Origin of the sequence: Bacillus sp. JJ1521, assembly GCF_036965165.1 — a bacterium.
Lineage (GTDB): Bacteria > Bacillota > Bacilli > Bacillales > Bacillaceae_L > Ferdinandcohnia.
Genome location: NZ_JBALOX010000254.1, coordinates 1 through 4,754 on the forward strand (window position 1 = coordinate 1; position 4,754 = coordinate 4,754).

Annotated in this window: 4 protein-coding genes; 3 read left to right on the forward strand and 1 reads right to left on the reverse strand. The window is 36.8% G+C overall.

What is annotated here, in order from left to right:
* Positions 1–42: 42 nt before the first annotated feature.
* On the reverse strand, positions 43–489 hold the full coding sequence (locus V7147_RS24045) for a hypothetical protein (protein ID WP_335370322.1): 447 nt from the start codon (positions 487–489) through the stop codon (positions 43–45).
* A gap of 169 nt (positions 490–658) precedes the next feature.
* Between V7147_RS24045 and V7147_RS24050 the strand changes: the two genes are divergently transcribed.
* From V7147_RS24050 to V7147_RS24060, 3 genes are all read left to right on the forward strand, one after another.
* Positions 659–1,771 (forward strand): histidine kinase N-terminal domain-containing protein, encoded by a 1,113-nt coding sequence (locus V7147_RS24050; protein WP_335370323.1) that lies wholly within the window; start codon positions 659–661, stop codon positions 1,769–1,771.
* Positions 1,772–1,976: 205 nt separating this feature from the next.
* The gene (locus V7147_RS24055) at positions 1,977–4,148 is read left to right on the forward strand and encodes a DNA topoisomerase III (RefSeq protein ID WP_335370324.1); all 2,172 of its coding nucleotides are present in this window, start codon (positions 1,977–1,979) and stop codon (positions 4,146–4,148) included.
* A gap of 123 nt (positions 4,149–4,271) precedes the next feature.
* The coding region (locus V7147_RS24060) for an aminoglycoside 6-adenylyltransferase (RefSeq protein WP_335370325.1) at positions 4,272–4,754 on the forward strand (483 nt) is incomplete at its 3' end.

Below are 4,754 nucleotides of genomic sequence, written 5' to 3' on the forward strand. Positions count from 1 at the left end.
CTTGTGCTTGTCGCCGATTAGCAGGCGCCTGGAGCTTTTCTTTTAATCTACGACAATATAACCAATCATCGGTCCGTTATTTTCTTTGTCTGAGTGATTTAAACAAATGATGCGGTACATGCCTTCATCCTTAAAATTTGCTTTAACAGTAATTTCTTCGCCTTTTTTAACTGTGCCTTTAATGTCTGTACCCTCGATATAGAAGGAGTGCTCCTTGCCATTTACACCGTAAATAATGAAGGATACTTCCTGACCTTGAGGAACATAGACAGTTCCTGGATTCCAAAAATAGGATTCAATTTCCTTGCCATCATCTGTCTTTGACTTTAGTTCTCCTGTTGTAATATGTATCACAACATCGTTTTTAGCAGCTTGTGGGGCAATAGTGGGAATGATTTCTGGCTGTAGCCATACCCATCCTCCAACCAATACCACTGCAGCAACAAAAGCGGTAACAATCCAGCTCCTTTTAATCACTATAAATTTCATAATCAACCCTCCTATAGTTTGTCTCCCTATAATGTATGCTTGACCCACCATAAAACTTGTCTACAATTTTTCAAAAATTCAAAAAGGAGTTTCAAAAATTATGTAGAATACTATACATAACTTGGACTTTGCGCCTCTTAAAAGATAGATTTGAAAGGACTTGACTTGAATGAATCCTGTGTTTGGAGAACTCGTATACTACCTCGAGAGCAATTTATCTATTTTTTTAAAATCATGGAAAGATAAGACCGTGATGTCCGAGAATGATGTTCATAAGGACAAATTAGTACTAAACGGTTTAACGATGTTTGAAATGATCAAAAACTCATTGCTCAATCCGATTGATGAAGAAAAATTAAAATTGTTTGCTTATAAACTAGCTGAAGAACGAGTTGCGGCGAATATTAATATTGGGGAATTCGTTTATAATGTAAACCTAGGTAGAAGTGAAATTTTAAAATACATATATAGATCTAATATTGATCATGACCGATTAGACCCTGTTTTTGAAGAGGTCAATCGGATATTTGACTTATTTTCATACTATGCAGTTTCCAAATATACAGAAATGAAAGAAAAACAGCTGCAAGAAAAAATTCAATACATCGATCAGAGTCACCAGGAGCGTCTTACGATTTTAGGTCAAATGGCATCTACCTTTGTTCATGAGTTCCGAAACCCACTTACCGCAGTAATTGGCTTTGTGAAATTAATCGGTAATGATAACCCAGACATAAAATATTTAGATATTATTAGTCATGAGTTAAATCAGCTAAACTATAAAATATCGCAGTTCTTGCATGTTTCCAAAAAGGAATTAATTGAGAACAAAGAAAATGAAGTTTCGTTACTTGATTTATTTACAGAGATAACTGAGTTCATTTATGCGAGTATTTTAGATAGTGATGTAAAGGTTCATATCGATATAGAATCCGACATACATATAACCGTTAATGAGGATGAAATTAGACAGGTTTTGTTAAATATTTTAATGAACTCGATTGATGCTTTAAAACAAAGGGATATTGACCGTAACATCTGGATTAAAGGACATCATATAGATAACCATATCGTTGTTTCTATTATTAACAATGGGCCTGCCATTCCAAAGGAGTCGGTTGATACGATCTTTGAACCATTTTATACAACTAAGGAATTCGGAACTGGAATTGGACTTTTTGTATGTAAAAAAATTATTGAAAAACACGGTGGCACAATTGGATGTACGTCAAATTCAAATGTAACGGAATTTAAAATTGTCTTACCCCTTAACGAACAGTAAAACTCGGTTAAGCGGGGTTTTTTTATGTCTAGCTTCAGCGCCTAGCCCCTCGAGGTCATAAGCCAATCCGTCAAGAAGGATAAACTGCATCCTTCTCGCCGGCTTTTCTTATGCTTGTCGGGGCTGAGCAAGGCGCTTCAGCATTTCTTTTATGCCTAAAAATCGGAATCGTGTATAATAGAAAGCGTGAATTGGAGGAATTGAAATGAAATCACTTGTTCTTGCAGAAAAACCTTCTGTTGGAAGAGACATTGCCCGTGTTTTAAATTGTCATAAAAAGGGTAACGGCTTTTTCGAAGGGGAAAAATATATTGTGACATGGGCGTTGGGGCATCTTGTCACGTTAGCAGACCCTGAAAAATATGGAGACCAATATAAATCATGGAAGTTAGAAGACTTACCGATTATTCCGAACCCTTTAAGTCTTGTTGTCATTAAACAAACAGGAAAACAATATAGTGCGGTTAAAACACAAATGCATCGTAAGGATGTCAATGAAATTATTATCGCAACAGATGCTGGCCGTGAAGGTGAGCTTGTAGCGAGATGGATCATTGAGAAATCAAACACCAAGAAGCCAATCAAACGTTTATGGATTTCATCTGTTACAGATAAAGCAATTAAACAAGGCTTTGCCACTTTAAAAAATGGCAAGGAATACGAGAATCTGTATTCTTCTGCTGTTGCTCGTGCCGAAGCTGACTGGTTGGTTGGAATTAATGCGACACGAGCCTTAACAACAAAGTTTAATGCGCAGCTTTCATGTGGGAGAGTGCAGACACCAACTTTGGCGATTATTGCAAAACGTGAGGAAGAAATTAAGAGTTTTAAGCCGATACCATATTATGAAATAAAAGCAGTAACGGACAGCATAACCTTAAAATGGCAGAATGAAAAAACGAAAGAACAACGTATTTTTAAAAAGGAAGTTTCTTCATCAATTGTTCGTTCACTTCAAGGGCAGGAAACAAAAATCGTCGATGTACAAACTTCACAAAAGAAATCCTATGCACCGCAGCTTTATGATTTAACAGAGCTTCAGCGCGAAGCAAATAAACGGTTCGGGTTTTCAGCAAAAGAGACCTTAAATGTTCTCCAAAAGCTGTATGAACAACATAAGCTTGTTACGTATCCTCGTACCGATTCAAAATATCTTTCAACAGATATCATTGATACACTAAAGGATCGTATTGAAGGATGCATGGTGCAGCCATATGCTAAGCTTGGTGCAAAGATCTTGAAAAATGGAATAAAGACGAATAAATCATTCATCGATAATAGCAAGGTGACCGATCACCATGCGATTATTCCGACTGAGGAGCGTCCAAATCTACAAGCATTATCAGCGAAGGAAGAAAAAATTTATGACTTGATAGTTAAGCGATTCTTAGCTGTATTTCTTCCACCATATACGTATGAACAAAAGAACGTTCAAGCACGTATTGGTAATGAGCAATTTGTTGCAAAAGGCATTACCGTTATTTCATTAGGTTGGAAAGAAGTCATCACTTCAATCGACGAAAATGAGGATGAAGGTCAAATTCCAGCATCCATTCAACCAGGAATGAGCCTGAAAACCCTTTCTGTAAAGGAAATTGAAAAAGAAACTCAGCCACCAAAGCCATTTAATGAAGGTACCTTACTTTCAGCGATGGAAAACCCTGCAAAATACATGGCGGGGGAAAGTAAGGATTTAATTGATACAATCGGGAAGACAGGTGGACTCGGTACGGTTGCAACTCGTGCGGATATTATCGATAAGTTATTCAATACTTTTTTAATCGAAAAAAGAGGTCAAGATATCCACATTACAAATAAAGGAAAGCAGCTATTAGAGCTTGTTCCAGATGACTTGCAATCCCCAGTGTTATCAGCTGAGTGGGAACAAAAGCTTGAACAAATTGCTAAAGGACGTTTGAAAAAGAATGCGTTCATCTCAGATATTAAACAATACACAAAGGAAGTTGTCACAGATATAAAATCAAGCGATTCAAAATTCAAGCATGACAATATCACAGGAACAAAATGCCCAGACTGTGGAAAATTAATGCTTGAGGTCAATGGGAAAAAGGGAAAAATGCTCGTTTGCCAGGACCGTGAATGTGGTCACCGTAAAAACATTGCAAGACTGACAAACGCAAGATGCCCGAACTGTCATAAGAAGTTGGAATTGCGAGGGGAAGGGGAAGGACAATTATTCGTATGTAAATGCGGGCATCGAGAAAAACTATCGGCCTTCAACGACCGTCGCAAAAAGAACCAATCAGGAAAACTATCCAAAAAAGAAGTATCAAACTACATGAAAAAACAAGAAAAAGAAGAACCAATAAATACAGCACTAGCCGATGCCTTGGCAAAACTAAAGTTTGATAAGTAGGAAAACGGAGACGGTTCTCGTGGTCCCAAATAACAGAAACCTGAGTCTAGACGAGGCTCAGGTTTCTTGATGATTATTCTTTCTTTTGTTTGTGCTGAAATAAAAATGGTAAGGGGTAATTATATGAGATCTGAACAAGAAATGATGAACCTAATATTGAATGTAGCTAGAAAAGACAATCGGATTCGCGCTGTATACATGAATGGCTCAAGAACAAACCCGAATGTTCCTGAAGACATTTTCCAAGATTATGATATTGTATATGTGGTTTCAGAAACTGAATCATTTATAAAGAATGAGGGCTGGATTCACATTTTTGGAGAATTGCTTATGGTACAGGAGCCGGATAAAAATGGTCAACCGTTGAGCGGTCGAAAAGAATTCAATCATTCCTACGGTTATTTAATGCTTTTTGAGGATGGAAATCGAATAGACTTACATATAGAAACTAAAGAAAAAATGCTTGAGGTATATGGAAATGACAAACTCACTGTTCCATTATTAGATAAAGACAATATTTTACCACTAATTCCTGCTCCAAACGATATTGATTATCATGTCAAAAAGCCTAGTAAAACTCAGTACTTTAGTTGTTGCAATGATTTT